Annotated in this window: 14 protein-coding genes; 6 read left to right on the top strand and 8 right to left on the bottom strand. The window is 40.7% G+C overall.

The genetic code is table 11. The features are described 5' to 3' along the window. Window positions 1-20: 20 nt before the first annotated feature. The 8 genes from NMS_RS14110 to NMS_RS08250 are packed head-to-tail and all read right to left on the bottom strand — an operon-like array spanning window position 21 to window position 8,273. On the bottom strand, window positions 21-122 hold the full coding sequence (locus NMS_RS14110; RefSeq protein ID WP_148311358.1) for a glycosyltransferase: 102 nt from the start codon (window positions 120-122) through the stop codon (window positions 21-23). Beyond that, window positions 122-1,249 carry a glycosyltransferase gene (locus NMS_RS08280; protein WP_041496281.1) on the bottom strand — a complete coding sequence of 376 codons (1,128 nt, stop codon included), beginning with the start codon at window positions 1,247-1,249 and terminating at the stop codon, window positions 122-124. Before NMS_RS08280 ends, NMS_RS14110 begins: the two co-directional genes overlap by 1 nt. After that, entirely contained in the window at window positions 1,246-1,947 is a 702-nt protein-coding gene (locus NMS_RS08275; RefSeq protein ID WP_041496280.1) for a class I SAM-dependent methyltransferase, read from the bottom strand. Before NMS_RS08275 ends, NMS_RS08280 begins: the two co-directional genes overlap by 4 nt. Next, on the bottom strand, window positions 1,940-2,839 hold the full coding sequence (locus NMS_RS13480; protein WP_052476846.1) for a class I SAM-dependent methyltransferase: 900 nt from the start codon (window positions 2,837-2,839) through the stop codon (window positions 1,940-1,942). Before NMS_RS13480 ends, NMS_RS08275 begins: the two co-directional genes overlap by 8 nt. A gap of 3 nt (window positions 2,840-2,842) precedes the next feature. Further along, complete coding sequence (locus tag NMS_RS08265; RefSeq protein ID WP_041496279.1) at window positions 2,843-4,105, bottom strand: ABC transporter ATP-binding protein; 1,263 nt, start codon at window positions 4,103-4,105, stop codon at window positions 2,843-2,845. Then, entirely contained in the window at window positions 4,105-4,971 is an 867-nt protein-coding gene (locus NMS_RS08260; RefSeq protein ID WP_041496278.1) for an ABC transporter permease, read from the bottom strand. The genes NMS_RS08265 and NMS_RS08260 overlap by 1 nt, the downstream gene beginning before the upstream one ends. A 14-nt stretch (window positions 4,972-4,985) precedes the next feature. After that, window positions 4,986-7,487 carry a polysaccharide biosynthesis tyrosine autokinase gene (locus NMS_RS08255; protein WP_070097869.1) on the bottom strand — a complete coding sequence of 834 codons (2,502 nt, stop codon included), beginning with the start codon at window positions 7,485-7,487 and terminating at the stop codon, window positions 4,986-4,988. Further along, window positions 7,488-8,273 (bottom strand): polysaccharide biosynthesis/export family protein, encoded by a 786-nt coding sequence (locus NMS_RS08250; protein ID WP_041496277.1) that lies wholly within the window; start codon window positions 8,271-8,273, stop codon window positions 7,488-7,490. Between the two features lie 266 nt (window positions 8,274-8,539). Here NMS_RS08250 and NMS_RS08245 point away from each other — a divergent pair, with 266 nt between their 5' ends. The 6 genes from NMS_RS08245 (at window position 8,540) to NMS_RS08220 (ending at window position 20,459) form a co-directional block, all read left to right on the top strand. Further along, window positions 8,540-10,417 (top strand): ABC-F family ATP-binding cassette domain-containing protein, encoded by a 1,878-nt coding sequence (locus NMS_RS08245; protein ID WP_041496276.1) that lies wholly within the window; start codon window positions 8,540-8,542, stop codon window positions 10,415-10,417. 226 nt (window positions 10,418-10,643) lie between these two features. Continuing rightward, entirely contained in the window at window positions 10,644-10,952 is a 309-nt protein-coding gene (locus tag NMS_RS08240) for a GIY-YIG nuclease family protein (protein WP_041496275.1), read from the top strand. 128 nt (window positions 10,953-11,080) lie between these two features. Beyond that, complete coding sequence (locus NMS_RS08235; RefSeq protein ID WP_148311357.1) at window positions 11,081-11,863, top strand: O-methyltransferase; 783 nt, start codon at window positions 11,081-11,083, stop codon at window positions 11,861-11,863. A 47-nt stretch (window positions 11,864-11,910) separates the two neighbouring features. Further along, the gene (locus tag NMS_RS08230; RefSeq protein WP_041496274.1) at window positions 11,911-12,600 is read left to right on the top strand and encodes an ABC transporter ATP-binding protein; all 690 of its coding nucleotides are present in this window, start codon (window positions 11,911-11,913) and stop codon (window positions 12,598-12,600) included. A 449-nt stretch (window positions 12,601-13,049) separates the two neighbouring features. Continuing rightward, on the top strand, window positions 13,050-13,682 hold the full coding sequence (locus NMS_RS08225) for a tail fiber protein (protein ID WP_084217663.1): 633 nt from the start codon (window positions 13,050-13,052) through the stop codon (window positions 13,680-13,682). A 36-nt stretch (window positions 13,683-13,718) separates the two neighbouring features. Continuing rightward, on the top strand, window positions 13,719-20,459 hold the full coding sequence (locus tag NMS_RS08220; protein ID WP_084217662.1) for an immunoglobulin-like domain-containing protein: 6,741 nt from the start codon (window positions 13,719-13,721) through the stop codon (window positions 20,457-20,459). The last annotated feature ends 29 nt before the right edge of the window (window positions 20,460-20,488 follow it).

The following is a 20,488-nucleotide window of genomic DNA, read 5'->3' as shown; positions in this document are numbered from 1 at the left end:
TCATCCACCAAGATACGTTCCTAGTACTGGAAAGCCTGATCCTTGACAGACTCCAGTGTTTTCCCTATCAGGTGAGCGCGGTTATAAGTCGGTATAATTATGGTTACCAGCACTTCATCCATTATGAAACTGTTTTATTTGTCGCTTTATGAAGTACTTGTTTTAGGTTGTTAATATGCCGCTCAAATGAGTAATTTGAGGCCATATGCTTTTTGCCAGCCTTGCCTAATTGCATAGCATATTCTCTATCTGCTAATACTTTAACCATATTTGCTGCCATTTCATTTACATCGTGCTCTTCACACAAGAGTCCCGTTTTTCCATGAAGAATAACATCCGGAATTCCTGCATGGTAGGTAGAAATAACTGGTAGTCCGGCCGTACTAGCCTCTATCACGGCAAGTGGTGTTCCCTCCATATCTCCATTGAGTGCTGTAACACTATGTTGCACAAAAGCCATGGACTCTTGTAGATATTCTTGAAATTTTTCTGGTGTGATCACACCTGCAAGTTTTACTTTATCTTCAAGCTCTAGATGTTTGACAAGATTCCTACAGGTATTATATAGGACACCATTGCCTGCTATTATTAATCGTGCTTCTGGGAACAGATCCACTATTTTGGAAAAGGCCAAAATGGTGTAATAGGGCGCTTTTTTATCTACAAACCTACCTATGGCTATAAATTGTGGCTTTGAAAACTTACACTGTATCTGATTAAAAAGAGGCTGAGCACCGTAATGATTAAGGACTAGCTTATCAGCAGAGCACCCCATATCCATCACCATTTCCTCCATCTTCTTTGAGACAACAAGAACTGAAGCTGCATTTTTAAATACAGATTGATAACTATTATTTCCCTTTACAATGGTTCTTATGCTCGCATCATAACCATGAAAATGGACTACAAATGGTATACCGCAGCGTTCAAATACTGGAAGCAGGTGGGCGGCATGAGTTCCATACTGAATCAAAGCAATATCAATTTTATGTTGACGCAAAGAGCGTGATAATATGACCGCTTGATGATAGTGCTTAGGTTTGTTTGCTATTATACTGTAAGACTTATAAAACCAGTTAGATTTTTTATCAAAAACTCTTGCGCTGTTTTCTAATTGGGTATTGATACCTGTACCGTAGTAATAGAAGATATTGCCTTCTAGATAATTTTTGTGCGCCTGGATGAAGGTTTCTGAATACGGGTTTTGATTCGGTGAAAAAATGGCTATATTAAATTTTTCATTTATCATTTTTTGGCTGTAAAACTTAGTCCTGTAATCATCTGGCTTTCTTTAAAACTAACTGGTGTGCCTGCGTCCATTTTTATGAGTTTAGACATAATGGGCTTGATTATATAACTCAACACCTTTCGTGATCTAAGCGACAACCCAGATCTTCTTGTCCATAGACCCAGCATTTGTGCCATTGATGCATGCCAGCCGCCTGTTGCACAGATCTCAATTGCAGTAAATCCTGCTGCATGCAAGTGCCTTTCCAACGCATAAGGCGTGAAACGATATTCATCATGTGGCACCTCGTGTAATGGCCAAAGAAAAGGCACGGTACCCATAAAAAGACCGCCTGGCTTAAGAACTCTACATACCTCGTTAAGTATTATTTCAGGTGACGGACAGTGCTCTAAAACTTCTGTCCCTAAAGCACAGTCATAGGAATTATCTTCAAAGGGCATATTCATACCATTCCAGATATAATCTGGTTTAACTTGCGCATCGTAAGTAATTGCCTCTTCTATATCAAGACCTGTGTACAGGATTACGTTGCTTTTCTCTAGTATGAACTTCTTATATGGCATTTTACCACAGCCTATGTCTAATAATTTACCACTTAATACAGATAGTTGATCTTCTATGGCTTTTACAATAGAGGTGCGTATATAATATCTATCTAGATTGCTAGCATTAAAAGGTATTCTGGTAAAGTTATCCATGATCTACTTTTTTAAATACCGCAAGTACATTTCTACCTTTTTCTACTTTATTTACGAGTTTACCGAAATGTCTTCCTAGAACTTTTTGTCCTGAAATAAAGATTGATTTTCTTAAAGGATTGCGGCTATTGGTAATCTGACTTGATATATAAGCCTGCATACAATAGGACAATGGTTCATAAGACAAAGATACTGCTGTCATATCTAAAATATCACTGAGAGCTTTCAAAGAATCACCAGACCATAAACCGGCATGGTGTGGCGGCAAATTGAGTGTATGATACTTGTCATTTTTAAATAAAAATGGATTATTGTTGGGTACCCCTAAAATCAATCTACCACCAGGGTGGAGCACTGCTAGACATGCGCTCAAGAATGAATGTACGTCTGTGATGTGTTCAAGAACTTGAAAAGCACAGACCACATCGTATAATTTATTTTTTCCTGCTACTTGCTCCACTGTTTGCTGGAAAACTGGCAAGCCTTTATCCGAACAATGCTGAGCGGCGTGGGCACTTAATTCAATTCCTGTCACATCGTGAACACCACGCTCCTTAAGCAAAGTTAAAAAGATTCCATATCCAGAGCCTATTTCTAGGACAGATTCTTCCCTATCAATCCTAGCCGCTATCTGTTTGTGTTCCCACCTGGTAGAATAATAATTGCTGCGCACGTGTGCCAGGTCCTTATAGAATTGTGCATCGCCTATGGTTGAAAAAGGATAATAAAATCTATAGCCCGTTTGCGCACATTCATAAAGATCTATATTCTCAATGCCCTTAAAATGTCTAGAAACATCTAGTTTGATTTGGTCTTCGTACAACTTTATAATCTGTTGGGCTTTAAAACTATCAATCTTAAGAGCTTCTTTATGTGATATAGGACTATTCATGTATTAAGCAATTTCCCAGCTCGTATTTTTCTCGTTATAAATTGCAGACCCCTTTTTCCAGTAGTAATCCCGGCTTTCTGTTTTTACAACCTCAAAACCACACACCTGAATCAATCTGGAATAAGTTTTTTTAATAGTATTATCTGCTAGAAATGCATTTATCGTATAAATGCCTGGATAAAGTGCTAATTCTGGTATTATAGCTTTTAACATGACTGTTCCCGTAGTTTTTCCAAAATCTTGGTCTTTTGACAATATAAGTAAATGGACAAGAGGTGTTTCCAAGGTATCAACAATTTGAAAGGATAATGCAGCATCGTTAATACGATTTACTATTTTCAATTCAAATATGATGGTGAGTTGAGATAACTGATCCTGGAAAAATGATTTATTGCTAGTGATGACCTCAATTTTTCTAATTTTATTTACTTCATCTTCTTCCGTTGTATCAGAAAAAATATTTGATAAAAGAGAAGCTTTTTTTAGATAACTAGCAACAACTTCTACACAATCACCAACCTCCTTTATCGCGCCATTCTCAAGAAGTATTACTCTACCACATAATTTTTGGACGACCGCCATATTATGACTCACAAACAGCACCGTTCTACCCTCACCTTGCGATATATCCTGCATCTTACCAATAGCCTTTTTCTGAAACTCTGCATCCCCAACGGCTAGTACCTCATCTACCACAAGAATATCTGGTTCGAGAAATGCTGCCACCGCAAAAGCCAATCGTACCGTCATACCGCTGGAATAACGCTTAGTGGGAGTATCGATATACATTTCACATCCTGAGAATTCCACGATCTCATCAATCTTTGAGTGAATTTCTGACTTGGACATTCCCAAGATGGCACCGTTGAGATATATATTCTCCCGTCCAGTAAGCTCTGGGTGAAAGCCAGTTCCTACTTCAAGTAAGCTCGCGATACGTCCTTTGGTCTTAATACTTCCTGTTGTTGGGCTTGTAACTCTTGATAGGATTTTGAGTAGTGTAGATTTTCCTGCTCCATTTTTTCCTATAATTCCCAGTACCTCACCACGTTTTACCTCAAAGTTGATATCCTTTAATGCCCAGACGTAGTCTTCCGTAGCCTTACTTGAGCGATCGTTGACAGCCCCAACCTTGAGATAAGGATCCTCCTTACCACGAATCTTAGACCACCAGCGATTTAAATCATGCGATATAGTTCCTGTACCGATCAATCCCAATCGGTATTGCTTGCTTATATTTTCTGCTTTAAGAATGATATTGCTCATTACACCGTATCAATAAACGAACGTTCTGTTCTATTAAACACCATCAAACCAACAAGAAAAAATACAACACTAATAATAAAAGTATAAAAAAACATGGGCCAACTAAACTCTCCCAACCCCAAAGTCATAAATCGAAACCCTTCTATGATTTGTGTCAGAGGATTCCATTCAATAAATGGTAATACTTGGTTGACCCAGCCTTTATCAGAATTCTTAATCTCGCTTAACGAGTAAGGAACAGCACTCACATACATTAATAGTTGTACTCCAAAACCTACTAAAACGCTTAAGTCTCTATATTTCGTTGTTGCAGAACTAATCATCATTCCCAATCCCAAACCGGTCAATGCCATAATCAGAATATAAGCTGGAAGCAGCAAAAAGTATATATTAGGTGTTCCCGCACCGCCATTGTATGCAAAATAGAAATAGAACACGATAAAGATAAATAGTTGTATTCCAAACTTAAAGACATTTGAAAAGGTCACACTCATAGGAACGACGACCCTTGGAAAATATACCTTCCCAAAAATACCTGCATTCGCAGTAAAGGTATTGCTGGTTCCTGTAAGACAATCCCTGAAATAATTCCACATGGTAATCCCTGCAAGATTAAAAAGAAATGGATTGATGGAACCGGTTTGAATATCCCCAAACCCATTAAAAACCAAGGTAAAAATCACACTAGTAAACAAGGGTTGAATCAAATACCACAACGGCCCTAGTATGGTCTGCTTGTAAACAGTAACTATATCACGCTTGACGAACAGCACCAACAAATCACGGTACTGCCAGATCTCTTTAAAATTAAGCTGGATCAAGCTGCCCTTCGGCTTTATCTCATACAACCACTCTTCTTCTTTCATGTCAGTGGTTTTAATTAATTCCGCTTTAGTCCCGGATCGTTGTCCGGGATAGACTTCTTCGTCGCTTTGCTCCTTGAAAGCGAAAACAATTTCTTAATTTGTTTTTTCAATCGGTATGCGGCTGTCTTACTCGGAGTATTTTCATGATACCCATTTCCGTAAGCCCCATACCCATAGCCGTATCCATAGCCATACCTTGCACGGTCATCAAAATAGTTGAACAACAGACTCACGTTGCCTAGTTCCTCTTTTAGGTATTTGTCGTTGATGATGTCCAGCATTCCCTTTTTAGTATAGCCCTGTCGTACTACATATAAGGAGGCATCTGCGTGTTTTGAAATTTCCATAGCGTCGGATACCAAGCCCAATGGAGGTGTATCTAAAACAATATAATCGTATGCCTTGCGCAACTCTTCTAGCATATCTCCCGCACGGGCAGTCATGATCAGTTCGCTAGGGTTGGGAGGTACTGGTCCTGAAAGAATCAAGTCCAGGTTCTCAATCCCAGAGGACTTGATAATTTCATTAAGGGTAGCATCCTTCACTAGATAGTTAGACACACCAATCGTATTCTCAATATTAAAATCATCGAATATTTTAGGCTTCCTGAGGTCCAATCCTACCAATAAAGTTCGCTTTCCGCTTAGCGCAAAAATGGTGGCTAGGTTGATACTGGTAAATGTTTTTCCCTCACCACTTACGCTACTGGTCACCATGATAGTTCTCGAACCGTATTGCGACTCTGGGTTGTACATGAAATGCAGACTGGATCGTAAGCCTCTAAACGACTCTGCAATAGCAGATCTGGGTTGCTCATACACCACTAGATTATTGTCATGCTTCATTTGACCTACCACTCCTATCAGTGGAACTGGCGACAATTTTTCCAGCTCTTTAGGGGTGTGGATGAAGGTATCTAATAGTGTTAATATGAAAGCAACCGTTACGGGTATCGCAATACCTATTAATAATGCTATTAAGTAGTTGATATTGCTATCCTTGCTACTTCCTCCTTGTCCTGTATCCTTTGCCTCATCAATAATATAAACATCTGAAACGTTTGCTGCTTTTACAAGCTCTGCCTCTGCCCTTTTGGCTTGAAAAACGTTGTAGGCCTGCTGTGTAATATCGAATTGGCGTTGGATTTTTAAAAATTCTTGCTGCTCTTTTGGTAATCGTTTAATTTGGGATTCCAGTTTATTGATTTCCCTATTAATGACACCTAATTCATTATTAAGTAGCGCAGTAGAGCTGGTGATATTTTCATAAATCACGACTTTTAATGCATCAATGCTGCGGTCCAGTTCTCTAAATACCGGAGCATCGGGTTTTAATGTAAATTCTTTACGCTTGCGCTCCTCTGACAATTGTACTAGAGAACCCACATATTCACCTATACTCCCTTCAGAAATTCCCACTACAGATGGAGCTTGAATCGACGTATAGTCCGACCTGCGCTTCAAGTAGGATTCCAGATTTTCATAGTAATTCAACCGATTGAGCAAGTCCCGTTTTTGAATCTCAAAACTGGTCAACTTTTCATTAAAACCTGCATTCTGTGCAGACACGTCAATCAATTGACTATTGTCCCTAAAGGATTCCAGTTCTGATTCTGACTCCTTCAATAAGGCACTTTGTGTTTGAAGGCTGCTATCGATATAAGCAATGGTGCTTACTGCAAATTTATTTTTCTTTCGTAATTCCTCCGTCACTAAGACCTCACTACTGGTGTTGATGTAATCAATCAAACGCTGTTTGTTAAGTCCCTCTAAGCTTAACGCCAGTATAGAGGATCCGTCCGGTTGTTGGCTCACGGATATTCCCTTGTACTTCATGACCGTACCCCAGTAATTCTCCAATCGTATCACCCACTCTCCCGTTGCCGTATTTTCTGCGGTTCGTTCGATGGTTCCTTTGAAGAATGGCAAAGCTATAGACTCCCCAAATTGAAATTGCTGTTTCCAGGCTCCTTGAGGAACCTGAACTCGAACTGGTTCTTTGGCACCGTAGTCAAAACCGCTAGCGGTTGCTGCGGCGAAATTCGCACTCAATTCAAAACGTTCTTGATCCAACACGGTAATGCGAATGGGTTGCTGGTACAACTGCGCTTGAGTAGTGTCTATATAGACAAAAAATGGTGTCTTCTTATAGGCGTCTATATTGAAATAGTCTCCTTCTTTAATGTAGCCCACGTAATACTGCAAGCGGTCCACGACATTTTCTGCATGTGACCTAGATTTAAACTGAGTGATAGCTGTGGTTACTTTATCTGTTGTTCCACCCCAATTGAAAGTTAAGCTTTGGTTGTTTGTAAATAGCGGATTCGTATTATCCTTGATGCTGATCATTGCACCAATGTTGTAATAGGTTTGAATAAATTGGTTTTTGTAATACGCATAGCTTAAACCTATCACTAGGCACAACAAAAATAACCACCACAAACCGATGAGCTTTTGCAGAAACTGCTTGACATCAAACATGCCAGACAATGCGTTCACTTCTTTTTCTTCTTCCATCTACAGCCTTGTAAATAATAATATAGAGGTCACTAAAGCACTAAGCACCGTGACAATAGTCCCAAATGTAGAAAGACCAGTGGTTCCAGTTCCTATCACTTTTTGTGGTAAAGGATCCACCACAATCATATCGTTAGGTTGAATGTAGTAATAAGGAGAATACACCACGTCCAGATCAGTTAGGTCCAGTTTATGCACTTTTACTCCATCTGGATAATTGCGTATAATTTTGACTGCGGTCAAATCCCCTGTAACGGGAACTCCGCCGCCAGCGGCAATCGCCTCGATAATATTGATTTGTTCTTTTTGGACACTTTGCTGACCTGTTCCTGTCACCTCTCCAACCATGGTGTATGAGATTCCAGCGAGTTTTACGGTTAAGAACAGTTCTTCTTCTTGTTTAAAGTATTTTTCCAGTAAAATGTCCTTGATCTTTTCTTGAAGTTCTTCAGTAGTCAATCCAATGGCTTTCACTTTCCCTATTTCGGGCAACCGTATGTCTCCCCTAATATCTATCCCATAACCTATAGTACCAGCACCACTTGTTGCCTCTCCAGCATTAGGGGCGAAAGCAAGGGTTAGATTTGGGTCAGGACTATTCGCTAACGTAATATTTAACACATCATTCACCTGCAATCTATAAGGTGGTTGCAGCCGTCTAGCGGTCATCAAACTATCAGTGGCCGTCGACTTGGATTCTTGTAAGTAGGTAATTTTATTAAGCGGAATGCAGGATGCGGTTAAAATGAGCATTCCCACTATCAGTACAAGCGTTGCTTTACGCATATTCTCAAGTGTATAAGCGGTAAATATAAAATTATCTTAATGAATTGCCTAGCATAACCCGTTGTGTATAGGTGTATTCTCGTTAAACTAACTTATTTCTTGCATAATTATTGTAGTAAGTTCGCTTTCGCGAAAGCGAACTAATCATTAATCTACTTTGCATCTCCTATTTTAGCAATGTTAGTCAACCTGTGAAACTTTCATTTAGGGCCATCCAGCACCCCTAGAAAAGAAGTAACTTTGCCGCTTATTTCTGAGGAACTTCCATGAATTATATAAGTGTTGAAAATGTATCAAGAGCCTTTGCTGACAAAGCGCTTTTTGAAAATGTATCGCTGGGTATCAACCAAGGTCAAAAGATCGGTTTTGTAGCTAAAAACGGGTACGGTAAAACCTCGCTGCTCAACATTATTGCGGGAAAAGAACAACCCGACTCGGGTAGTGTGAACCGTCGTAATGATTTACGCATGGCTTTCCTTTCCCAAGAACCTGATTTGAATCAGGAGCAAACTATTGAAGAAGTGATTCTTGCTTCTGATATTCCTACCATCCAAATCATCGCTCGTTATGAAAAGGCGATGGAAAACATGGACGATGCAGATGCGTATCAGAAAGCTTTTGACCAGATGGAATCGCATAACGCTTGGGATTTTGAAACCAAATACAAACAGATTCTTTCTAAATTAAAACTGGACAATCTGTCTCAGAAGGTTGGTAAATTAAGTGGTGGCCAGAAAAAGCGTATCGCCATGGCGATTGCCTTGTTGTCTGATCCACAGCTGTTGATCATGGATGAACCTACCAACCACCTGGATCTGGAGATGATAGAATGGCTGGAAGAATATTTCAAGCAAGAAGATTATACCATTTTGATGGTGACGCACGATAGATATTTCTTGGATCGTGTGTGTAATGAAATTATAGAACTGGACAATGGGAATCTATATACCTACAAAGGGAACTACTCTTATTATGTGGAGAAAAAAGAGGAGCGCTTAGAGATTGAGCAAACCACTCAAGAGAAAGCGCAACAGTTGTATAAAAAAGAATTGCAATGGATGCGTCGCCAGCCGAAAGCGCGAACGACAAAGTCTAAATCTAGAATTGACGATTTCTACACGATCAAGGAAGCGGCGTTTAACAGACGTCAAGAGCACCAAGTAGAGCTAGAGATCAATATGCAGCGCATGGGAACTAAAGTGGTGGAACTACACAAGATTTCAAAATCCTTTGGTGACAAGAATTTGATTGAAAACTTCGACTACAACTTCCAGCGTGGCGAGCGTGTGGGAATCATAGGTAAAAATGGTACTGGGAAATCTACTTTCTTAAACATCATCAATGGCGACCTTGCTCCAGATACTGGTAAAGTAACCATAGGAGAAACCGTAAAAATAGGCTACTACACCCAGAGTGGTATCAATATCAAACCTGGTCAAAAAGTGATTGATGTAGTGAAAGAATACGGCGAATACATCCCGCTCAACAAAGGTAAAATCATAAGCGCGAGCCAATTGCTGGAACGCTTCCTTTTTGACAACAAAAAGAAACATGATTTTGTAGAAAAGTTAAGCGGTGGGGAACGAAAACGATTATACCTGTGTACGATCTTGATTCAGAATCCTAATTTCTTAATTCTTGATGAGCCTACCAATGACCTGGACATTCCTACCTTAAACGTTCTGGAAAATTTCTTGATGGATTTCCCAGGATGTATCGTGGTGGTAAGTCACGACCGTTACTTCATGGATAAGATTGTAGATCACTTATTAGTCTTTAATCAGTCTGGTGAAATCACCGATTTCCCTGGAAACTATTCTGACTTTAGGGCTTACGTTGGGACCACTGATATTGCTCTGGAAAAAGAGACCGTCAAGGCTCCCGAAGTCAAAGCAGCCCCAAAACCTGAGAAAAAAACAGCTCCTGCAGGAATCTCTCGAGAAGATCAAAAAGAGCTTTCCCGATTGGAAAATAAAATTAAGCAGCTAGAAGTCGATCGTAAAAAGCTTCAAGACAGCTTTCTTGATGAATCCATAGATCCAGAAACCATGACTGAGAACAGCATCAAACTGGGAGCGGTAAAGGAAGAACTGGAAGAGAAAGAAATGGAATGGCTGGAGTTGACGGAGCGGTTGGGTGTTTAGATATTTTGATATCTGTCATCCTGAACTTGTTTCAGCATCTACTAGAACAGGCTCAGATTTTTAGACTAGCAATAACCAAACAAAAAAAATTACAGTTGCTGATGGGATTTGCCCTTCGCAAGGAGAGACCCTGAAACGAGTTCATGGTGACAATAAAAGAGATGTGTCATGCTGAACTTGTTTCAGCATCTCTTGAATCATAGTCAGAATATTGTAGATTTCCACGATGCCTAGACGTTCCTTCCACAACTACACCGTGTACTTTCTCTCTAATAAAAAGGATGGTGTTTTATACATAGGTGTCACTGGTGGAATCGAAGGCCGCTTGAGACGCCATCGACTGGGTGATGGGTCAACTTTCACTAAGAAATATCAAGCTCATAAGCTGGTTTATTTTGAAGACTTTCAATATGTGAATGATGCTATTGCTAGGGAAAAACAGTTAAAGAACTGGCATCGGCAATGGAAGATCAATTTAATTGAAGCAGAAAACCCTGAGTGGAATGATCTAAGTCCTGAAAGGGAAACGAGTTGAAACAAGCTTGAGTTCTTCTTAACGGCAAGACCCTGAAATGAATTCAGGGTGACAGGTATGTCGAGAATTCTTTGTAGACGTTGAAACAAGTTCAAGGTGACAGGTAGATCGAGAATTCTTACTTTTACATGGTGCTTCACCAACTCAAACATTACGTTCTACACAGACTCAAATCCATTCACCTGCACGGGATCCACTCGCCATTTGTATTTGCTTTGAATCGGGAGTGTTTGCAAGATCAGTCTCATTATGCTGCTTATGATAAAATAGTTCGCTTTCGCGAAAGCGTAAACAACCACCCGCAACAACTTCAAATTGAGGATCATGGCGCTGGTAGTAAACGATTGCACGACGACATCCGGACATCTAGAGACATTTTAAAGAATAATTGCAGTAGTTTCAAAAGAACCAAATTATTGTACCGCCTTGCTTATCATTTAAAGGCAAAACGTGTTTTGGAGCTGGGAACATCCTTAGGAATAGGGACACATGCTTTGGCCTTAGCCGCTGACCAGGTGACCAGCATTGAGGGTAGCCGGGAAGTTTGGAAATTTGCAAAAGAAAAATTGCAAGAAACTGACTTCCAAAATATTGAGTTAATCTTAGGAACCTTCAGTGATTTTTTTGACGGTGAATTAGCTCTTAAACCTTCAGGAACTTATGATCTTATTTTTATGGACGGTCATCACGATGGCAATGCTACACTAGAGTATTTTGAGAATTTGCTGCCCTATTGCCATTCAAATACGGTTATAGTTGTAGATGATATACATTGGTCCAGCGGAATGACCAAAGCGTGGAAGAAACTAACAAGCCATCCTCAAGTAACCGCAAGCATCAACACCTTCCAATGGGGCTTGTTATTCTTGAGAAAAGAACAGTTTCAACAAGCTTTTTACGTCAAATTGTAACGATAGGAACTAGTTTGCGTCCTATGAACAACTAGCAAGAATCAATTATGAGTGAGAATGTCATCGAGGTACGCGATATCGTGCGTAATTTCAAATTGGGTCAAGAAGAAGTCAAAGTCTTAAAAGGTATCGATCTTGATATAAAACGAGGAGATTACATTGCGTTTATGGGACCTTCAGGATCTGGAAAATCAACCTTGATGAATCTGTTGGGATGTCTAGATACACCTACAGGTGGAACCTACCGCCTCAACGGCACTGATGTTTCTAGTTTAAGTGATGACCAGCTTGCGGAAATCCGCAATAAAGAAATAGGCTTTGTATTTCAAACGTTTAATTTGTTACCTAGAACGACAGCTTTAGACAACGTGGCGCTGCCGATGATTTATGCAGGGATGTCCAAAAAAGATCGCAACGCCAGAGCTACAGAAGTACTCACCAGCGTAGGACTTGCTGATCGTATGGATCACCAGCCTAATCAGCTTTCTGGTGGACAACGCCAGCGCGTTGCCGTAGGTCGGGCGCTAGTCAACAACCCATCCATTATCCTTGCCGATGAGCCAACAGGTAACCTAGATTCAAAAACTGGGGTCGAAATCATGGCATTATTTGACAAGATCCATGCAGACGGTAATACCGTGATCCTTGTAACTCACGAGGAAGAAATCGCTGAACATGCCCATAGAGTCATAAGACTGCGTGATGGTGTTGTGGAGAGTGATGTGAGGAATCGGTAGACGGTAAAAATTGCTTTTTCCATAGTAACACTCATATTGATTGGAAATCTTTCCAAGTTTCTACTGTTTGATGGACTATTGAAGCTTAAACATATTTATTCCTACAAAATATTCCTTAATTAATGTGAATTTCTTTAAGATTTCCTACAAAAATGTCGTAAAATTACAATCTAGTTTCCCCTATAAACTATTTATTTGTTGCCAAAATTGTAATGAATAAAACCGTCAAATTCCATGTAAAATTTGACATCATGCTACCCTAGCTTTTTAGAACTCAAATACGATTCCGCTTACGCGGAATCTAGACTATACAAATATGTCGAGACCAAATAATACGATCATAAACAAAAATGAACATCTCTAAATAAATCCTTTCTTTCTAATAAAATCAACTTTTCCATTATTATAAATTTTGAAACAACATCCAAACAACCATTAAAACTATTCTCATGAAAAAAACACTACTCATTCTCGCATTTGCATTATTTACTTCTTTCAACTCTTTTGCACAGCAAGAAGGTTTTATAGGTGAAGTAAAATTATTCGCCGGTAATTTCGCACCTCGCGGTTGGGCGTTCTGCAACGGGCAACTTTTATCAATTGCACAAAACCAGGCCTTATTTTCAATTATAGGTTGTCAATATGGTGGTGATTGCCGTACCACATTTGCCTTGCCAGATCTTAGGGGACGCACGCCTGTAGGACCTGGAAATGGTCCTGGTTTATCTACCATTCAAATAGGGCAAAAAGGAGGAACAGAAACTGAAACGATGACCGCACTCCAATTACCCAGTCATACTCATACAGCTGCACTTACAACAGGTGGTATTGCGATACCCGTAAATACTACTGCAGGAGATGCAGATGAGGTTAATCCAGGTGCAGGTATTCCTGCTAATAATGGGGAAGATACTTACACCACAGGGTCAGCTAATGGTAAATTAGGTGGTGCAGATATTCCAGTAACCGGCACCATAACGGTGGGCAATACAGGTGGTAATCAGGCACAAAATAATCGTAGTCCGTTTTTAGGCGTACATTATATCATTGCCTTGCAAGGAGTCTTCCCTTCTAGAAGTTAATTACCCACACATATTTTTCAATACAATACCTTTCCAATGATTAAAAATTACTCAAACAAGTTTTGCTTGCTTTTAGGGCTGCTATTTATGTTCGCTTTCGCGAAAGCGCAAAACAGCAACGGATCTATAGACGCCCCAGGCGATATTGCCATTGTAGCCTATCACAATGATGATGATGGATTTTCCTTCATACTGCTTGACGATGCTCCATCCAACACCACCATAGTATTTACTGATGAAGAATGGGATGGCAGTGCCTTTGTAAGTCCTACCAGTGAAGGTGATGTAACCTGGACCAATAATACAGGCGCAACCATCTCGATAGGAACCGTCATCATTATTCAAGATGCAGATGATAATGGTCTTGGCATTCAAGCCAATCAAGGTACTGCTACAGAGTCAGATTCTGGTTTCAACATGAATGCCTTATCTGAGCAACTTTATGCTCTTATAGGTACCAGGACCAATCCTCAAATTTTTCTTACTTTCTATGGTGATTTAACTGGCGGTGCGGCCACGACCTTGACTGGTACAGGGCTGGTGGACGGACAAACCGCTCAAGGAGCTCCCAATGGCAATATTGAAGGATATTATACCGGTCCTACAAGCTGTAATGGAACGGCGGCACAATGTGCTGCGCAATTTAATGATACTAGCAATTGGACCAATGGAGATTTTAACTATCCAGTCGCAGTACAAACCATGTATTCTGGTAGCGTATTTGCTCCAGCAGTGACTGAACCTACAGTTCCTACACTAAGTGTAAGTCCTTCTAGTGTTTGTGTAGGGGAAACATCAGAAATTACGATTTCTGGTTCCTTGAACGATGCTACACAGTGGGTTGTATATACCGGTTCCTGTGGGGGCACACCAATCGCGACCACTACTGGAAGTACTATTTCAGTAACACCTTCCTCACCATCCACAACGTATTATGTAAGAGGTGAAGGTGGTAGCGCTACTCCAGGCTCTTGCGGTTTTATAACTGTCAACACCACAGCCGCAGATGATGCAAGCTTCTCCTATAGTGCTGCTGCATTTTGCGTGAGTGATACTGATCCAACACCAACTATTACTGGACTTGCTGGTGGAGCTTTTAGTTCTACTGCTGGTCTTTCTATTATTAGTTTGACTGGTACTATAGATGTTTCTGCTTCTACGCCTGGGACTTATACAGTAACATATACCACTACAGGAAGTTGTCCGAACAGTGCGACGGCTTCTGTAACCATCAACGCTTTAGACGATGCAACATTTGCATACAGCGAAGCATCCTATTGTCCTAATGGAACTGATCCAATCCCTACCGTCACAGGTCTGGCAGGTGGATCGTTTTCCTCCAGTACCGGTTTAACACTTGATACTAGCACTGGAAAAATTGACCTGGATACATCAACTATTGGAAACTATACTGTCTCCTATACCACTAACGGAAGTTGTCCAAATACTTTTGATTTTGATATTGCAATAGAAGATACTGTGGCACCTGTACCCGATGCAGCAACGCTAACGGATGTAACGGCAGAATGCGAAATCACTAGCCTGGTGGCACCAACTGCCACCGATAACTGTGGCGGAACAGTAACTGTAACTAACAATGCTACGTTACCAATCACGACTCAAGGAACTACGGTTGTTACTTGGTCTTATGACGATGGAAACGGGAATATCGCATTCCAAAATCAAAATATCATTATTGATGATGTAACCGCTCCAGTAATCACTCTTAATGGGAACTCTTCAGAAGTTGTTTTACGAGGTTCTTCTTATACAGATGCTGGAGTTAGCGTTAGTGACAATTGTCAGATTAATGTAGCAGATGTTGTTGTAGGCGGTGATACTGTTGACATCAACACAGCTGGAACTTATGTAATCACCTATAACATTAATGATATAGGACTTAATGCAGCTAACGAGGTAACACGTACGGTAATTGTGGATGCGCCTCCTACATTGAATTCTGTTGTTATCAGTAGTAATAATAGTGATTCCGCTTTCGCGAAAGCGGGAGAAACCATCAGCCTCAACTTTGAAGCTAGGGAAGATTTGCAAAACAGCCCATTGGTAACTATTGCAGGTCAAACGGCAACCGTAGCCCAAGGCGCAAGTCCACAAAACTGGACAGCTACTTATACGGTTCCAAATATCGCTACACTGGATCAAACCGCTCTACCTGATGGTATCGTTGGGTTTACTATCGATTATACCGATTTGGCTGGGTTTGCAGGATCACAAATCACAGAAACAACAGATGACAGCAAAGTGACCATACGTAGAACTCCACCTACCGTAGTCACTCAGGATATTACCGTAATGCTGGATGCTGATGGTAGTGCCTCCATCACACCTCAGGATATTGACGATGGCTCTAGTGTATCATCATGTGTAGAAGGAATGAATTATGGGGGCGCAGTTGTGAAAATAGGAGATGACGGCGGCCAGCTAGGTGGTGCTTCCAGTACATTTATAGGAGCGGTATCCAATGGGTATCCTATGGTCATTAACTCGGTACCAGCAAATAGACAATCCAGTGCTGCTTTTGATGGATTAAAAGTAAGAGCGGGTGACTATGTAGTTTTACGAGTGGATGCTTCGAGTCCTGCTCGTGCTGGTGGCTCACCATTTTATCGCAGGTCGGGAACAGTTGTTTGGGCAGGCTACAATCCTAATAGTACTTTTGCCGCACAGAGTGAAATGCTGATTGTACAAGATGGAAAAAATACGGGCGATCTCATTGATTTTGATCAAGAATTCGATTTGAGATTGCGATTTAATGGTAGCTTTTTTAGAAGTAATGGCAGTTTATTTGATGATTTTTCAACGCCAAGAGGTTTGAATGCCAGCCTAGTTTCTGGTGATTTAGGAACCACCAATCCATGTATGATTACTTCTTTTAGCTTGGATCAAGAAACATTTAATTGTAGTGATGTAGGCGCTAATACGGTAACGCTTACAGCTACTGATAATGTAGGAAATACGGCATCGCAAACAGCTACCGTGACGGTGGTTGATGATTTGCCGCCAGTACCAGATGTCGCTTTACTAGCAGATATTAATGCCGAGTGCGAAGTGACTTCGCTTACTGCACCAACAGCTACGGACAATTGTGGCGGAATGGTCACGGTTACTAATAATGCAACACTACCTATCACAGGTGAAGGAACTTCTACGTTGATTACCTGGTCTTTTGAAGATCAATATGGAAATATTAGCACACAGACGCAGAATATAATTATTGATGATGTTACTGCTCCAGTACCTGATGTGGTAACCTTATCTGATGTCACAGCAGAGTGTTCAATAACCACACTAATTGCTCCAACAGCAACTGATAATTGTGTTAGTGTGGTTACGGTAACGAATGATGCTACTTTACCCATCACCGCTCAAGGAACTACAGTGGTTACTTGGTCTTATGACGATGGCAATGGAAACGTGAGTACGCAAACGCAAAATGTTGTGATTGATGATGTGACAGCTCCGGTACCTGATGTGGTTACTCTTGATGATGTAACGGCACAATGTTCTGTAACAACTCTAGTTGCTCCTACGGCAACCGATAATTGTGGTGGTGTGGTTACGGTAACAAATGATGCTGTTTTACCTATCACGGCTCAAGGAACTACGGTTGTAACTTGGTCTTATGACGATGGCAATGGAAACGTGAGTACGCAAACGCAAAATGTTGTGATTGATGATGTGACAGCACCAGTACCTGTTGTAGTGGCTTTAGCAGATATCACCGCACAGTGTTCCGTAACCGCATTGGTTGCTCCAACAGCAACCGATAATTGTGGTGCTATGGTTACAGTAACGAATGATGCTACTCTACCCATCACTGCTCAAGGAGCTACAGTGGTTACTTGGTCTTATGACGATGGTAATGGAAACGTGAGTACACAGACGCAAAACGTAATCGTTGATGATGTGACGGCACCGGTACCTGATGAGGTCACCTTGGCAGATGTCACAGCAGAGTGCTCCATAACGACTCTTGTCGCTCCAACAGCTACGGATAACTGTAGTGGATTGGTTACTGTTACCAACGATGCTACTTTACCTATCACCGCTCAAGGAACTACAGTGGTTACTTGGTCTTATGACGATGGTAATGGAAACTTGAGTACACAAACGCAAAATATTGTGATTGATGATATAATCGCTCCAGTACCTGATGTGGTGACCTTGGCAGATGTCACAGCAGAATGTTCTGTAACGACTCTTGCTGCTCCAACGGCAACTGATAACTGTGCTGGATTGGTTACTGTTACCAATGACGCTACTTTGCCTATCACAACTCAAGGAACAACAGTGGTTACTTGGTCTTATGAAGATGGTAATGGAAACTTGAGTACACAGATGCAAAACGTAATCATTGATGATGTGACGGCTCCAGTACCTGATGTAACAACGCTTGCAGATGTCACAGCAGAGTGTTCCATAACAACCCTTGTTGCTCCAACAGCTACAGATAACTGTGGCGGATTGATTACAGTCTCCAACGATGCTACATTACCTATCACAACTCAAGGAACTACGGTTGTAACTTGGTCATTTGATGATGGAAATGGTAATGTAAGTACGCAAACACAAAATGTGATCATTGATGACATGACTGCTCCAATTCCAGATGTGGTTACTCTTGATTATATAACAGCAGAATGTTCAATAACTACACTTGTTGCTCCAACAGCAACCGATAATTGTGGTGCTGTGGTTACAGTAACGAATGATGCTAATCTACCCATCACTGCTCAAGGAACTACAGTGGTTACTTGGTCTTATGACGATGGTAATGGAAATATTAGTACACAAACGCAGAATGTAGTTATTGATGATGTCACAGCACCAGTATCTGATTTGGTGACCTTGGCAGATGTCACAGCAGAGTGTTCAATAACTACACTTGTTGCTCCAACCGCAACTGATAATTGCAGTGGTACGATTACGGTAACTAACGATGCTATTTTACCAATCACTGCCCAAGGAACTACAGTGGTTACTTGGTCTTATGATGACGGCAATGGAAACATTAATACCCAAACGCAAAATGTTGTGATTGATGATGTGACGGCTCCGGTACCTGATGTGGTGACCTTGACAGATGTCACAGCAGAATGTTCAATAACTACGCTTGTTGCTCCAACAGCAACCGATAATTGTGGTGGTGTGGTTACTGTAACGAACGACGCAACCTTACCAATCACAGTTCAAGGAACTACTGTAGTGACTTGGTCTTACGATGACAGGAACGGAAACGTAAGTACACAAACACAAAACGTGATCATTGATGACGTGACTGCTCCAATTCCAGATGTAGTTACTCTTGATGATGTAGTTGCACAGTGTTCTATAACAACTCTTGCTGCTCCAACGGCTACTGATAACTGTGGTGGAACAGTTGCGGTAACCAATGATGCTGTTTTTCCTATCGAAATGGTAGGAACTACCGTGGTTACATGGACTTATGATGATGGCAATGGTAATACAACCACTCAAACACAAAATATGATAATAGCTGGTAGTGATATTGAAAATGCGACACTAGCTGACGCTACATTTGTTTATGATGGAAGCGTGAGATCACTTGATGTAGAAAACATCCCTGCAGATGCGACAGTGACTTATACCAACAATGATCAAACTGAAGCAGGTACTTACATAGTAACCGCAATAATTACCAGCTCTAGCGCAGATTGCCCACAAGTAATTATTGATGCCGTACTTACGATTGAGCAAGCAGAACAGACGATTACCTTTGATGCTCTGGAAAGAAGACGTCTGTCTACTGATCCAGACTTCCAGTTGAATGCGACAAGTTCATCTGGTCTTGATATAGAATATTCATTTGTTCCTCTTACCAATCCAGCAGCTGCAACGGTTAGTTCTATAGGCTTTGTAAGTCTAGAGGCAGAAGGGTTTGTTGAGATTATTGCAAGTCAATCTGGCGATAACAACTATTTACCAGCAATGCCAGTAGCTCAAGAATTGGAAGTATATCTGTACAGAGAAACCACTATAGAGTCAATTACTATTAATAATGAAACATTCACTAATCCTGATACTGATATTTACTACTTGATCGATTGTGACAACAGTATATCTTCAGTTGATGTAGAAGTAGAAAGCAACACTGGCGCCACCTTCTCCACCGGTGAATCCTTTAGTATTGCCACTCCTGATCCGCGACTTTACCGAAGAGCGATTATAGTAACTGCTGAAAACGGTCGAGATACCAGAACCTTCAATTTGGTAATTGAGAAAAGATTTGTTTTTGACGCCATTGTAGAGCAGAAGTATGGCAACACATTAGTAGTAAACAATAATCCAGCTAATAATGGAGGTTATTCATTTGTGGCTTATCAATGGTTCAAAAACGGTCGACAAGTAGGTACAGATCAATTCTTCTCAGAAGGTGATAATGCTAGTGACCAGCTTGACCCTAATGCTACCTATATGGTGAGAATGACTTTACCTAATGGGGATGTTTTACAAACCTGTGAGTCAACCTTGGATTTAGGAAACACATTCTCTTTCAGGATTCTTCAAAACCCTGTTGTTGAGCAACAATTGAAACTGATGGCTGATTACCCTGAACAGGACTTAATCGATGCACAGTACAATATTTTTGATCAAAATGGTAGACTTGTAAAGTCTGTTGAATCATCCACACGAGAAACAGTGATCAATCTGTCCGATAATTTGCCAGTTGGTGTTTATCGTGTCATCTTGAAATCTAGCCGAATCGATAAATACTTAAATTTCATCAAACAATAAAACAAAGAATAGATTCTATATATAATAAT

Origin of the sequence: Nonlabens marinus S1-08 (assembly GCF_000831385.1) — a bacterium.
Taxonomy (GTDB): Bacteria; Bacteroidota; Bacteroidia; order Flavobacteriales; family Flavobacteriaceae; genus Nonlabens; species Nonlabens marinus.
The sequence above is the reverse complement of the archived record's forward strand: the minus strand, read 5'-3'. Positions and strand labels throughout refer to the sequence as shown.

Coding starts and splice junctions, on each gene's coding strand:
- NMS_RS08220 (WP_084217662.1), top strand. CDS start 13,719: ATGATTAAAAATTACTCAAACAAGTTTTGCTTGCTTTTAGGGCTGCTA.
- NMS_RS08250 (WP_041496277.1), bottom strand. CDS start 8,273: ATGCGTAAAGCAACGCTTGTACTGATAGTGGGAATGCTCATTTTAACC.
- NMS_RS08260 (WP_041496278.1), bottom strand. CDS start 4,971: ATGAAAGAAGAAGAGTGGTTGTATGAGATAAAGCCGAAGGGCAGCTTG.
- NMS_RS08240 (WP_041496275.1), top strand. CDS start 10,644: ATGCCTAGACGTTCCTTCCACAACTACACCGTGTACTTTCTCTCTAAT.
- NMS_RS08245 (WP_041496276.1), top strand. CDS start 8,540: ATGAATTATATAAGTGTTGAAAATGTATCAAGAGCCTTTGCTGACAAA.
- NMS_RS08275 (WP_041496280.1), bottom strand. CDS start 1,947: ATGGATAACTTTACCAGAATACCTTTTAATGCTAGCAATCTAGATAGA.
- NMS_RS08225 (WP_084217663.1), top strand. CDS start 13,050: ATGAAAAAAACACTACTCATTCTCGCATTTGCATTATTTACTTCTTTC.
- NMS_RS08280 (WP_041496281.1), bottom strand. CDS start 1,249: ATGATAAATGAAAAATTTAATATAGCCATTTTTTCACCGAATCAAAAC.
- NMS_RS08255 (WP_070097869.1), bottom strand. CDS start 7,487: ATGGAAGAAGAAAAAGAAGTGAACGCATTGTCTGGCATGTTTGATGTC.
- NMS_RS13480 (WP_052476846.1), bottom strand. CDS start 2,839: ATGAATAGTCCTATATCACATAAAGAAGCTCTTAAGATTGATAGTTTT.
- NMS_RS08235 (WP_148311357.1), top strand. CDS start 11,081: ATGGTGCTTCACCAACTCAAACATTACGTTCTACACAGACTCAAATCC.
- NMS_RS14110 (WP_148311358.1), bottom strand. CDS start 122: ATGGATGAAGTGCTGGTAACCATAATTATACCGACTTATAACCGCGCT.
- NMS_RS08230 (WP_041496274.1), top strand. CDS start 11,911: ATGAGTGAGAATGTCATCGAGGTACGCGATATCGTGCGTAATTTCAAA.
- NMS_RS08265 (WP_041496279.1), bottom strand. CDS start 4,105: ATGAGCAATATCATTCTTAAAGCAGAAAATATAAGCAAGCAATACCGA.